The sequence below is a fragment of the Cupriavidus sp. L7L genome, from assembly GCF_004353535.1.
Lineage (GTDB): Bacteria > Pseudomonadota > Gammaproteobacteria > Burkholderiales > Burkholderiaceae > Cupriavidus > Cupriavidus oxalaticus_A.
The window spans coordinates 1-803 of the sequence record NZ_SMNY01000205.1; the positions used below are offsets into that span (position 1 = coordinate 1).

1 protein-coding gene is annotated in these 803 nt (G+C 57.5%); it reads left to right on the top strand.

The window, feature by feature from the left end; all coding sequences use genetic code 11:
* Positions 1-37 precede the first annotated feature (37 nt).
* The coding region (locus E1J61_RS37175; protein ID WP_371705049.1) for a replication initiation protein at positions 38-803 on the top strand (766 nt) is incomplete at its 3' end.

Here is an 803-nt window from a genome sequence, read left to right on the forward strand (position 1 = left end):
GGCGCGCACCCATCGAATTCCGGTCGCTGCACTGTGTGTGATCTTGGGCTGGGAGACCAGCACTAGTCAACGCAAGCTGAAGGATGCTCTCCTTCGCCTCATGTCCACCCCCATCGAATTCAACCTGATGGGAGACACCTTCAAAGAGGCGGAAGACTGGAGTGCGACGTCCATCATTTCGTATGGGCGCATTCACGGTGGCGTCTGCACATACCGTTACGACGAGGCCCTGGCGGAGAAGCTGTATGACCCAGCCATCTATGCCAAGGTGCATATCGGCGTGCAGACCCGTTTCAACGGCAGCTACGCCTTGGCTCTCTATGAGAACTGCTTGCGGTACTTGAAGGTGGGCTCGACCGGCGAATGGGACGTAGATACGTTGCGGAGGCTGCTAGGGGCGACGTCTGACCATTACAGCGACTTTGGCCGCTTGCGGCAAAAGGTCCTAACGCCAGCGATCAAAGAGATCAACCGAGTCGCAGACATCGAGCTGACGTTGCATCTGATCAAGGTGGGTCCAAAGGTGACTGCGGTACGTTTCCAGGTGGACCCGAATCGTCAGGCGTCTCTATTGCCGCCTGACGAGCTGGATGAAGTTTCTCGCTTGCGGGAATCTCCTCTGTTTGCGCGCTTGCGCAAACATGGCATCGGAGAGAAGCTGGCTCTGAGTTTTATTGCCGAGGACCCGGAGCGTGCAGCCCGTATTGTCGAGCTGGCCGAAGAGAAGGATGGCAAGGGTGAAATCCGTAGCAGCACGGGAGGATTCATCCGTTCACTGATGGACAGCGGCGCCGACGTGCAGA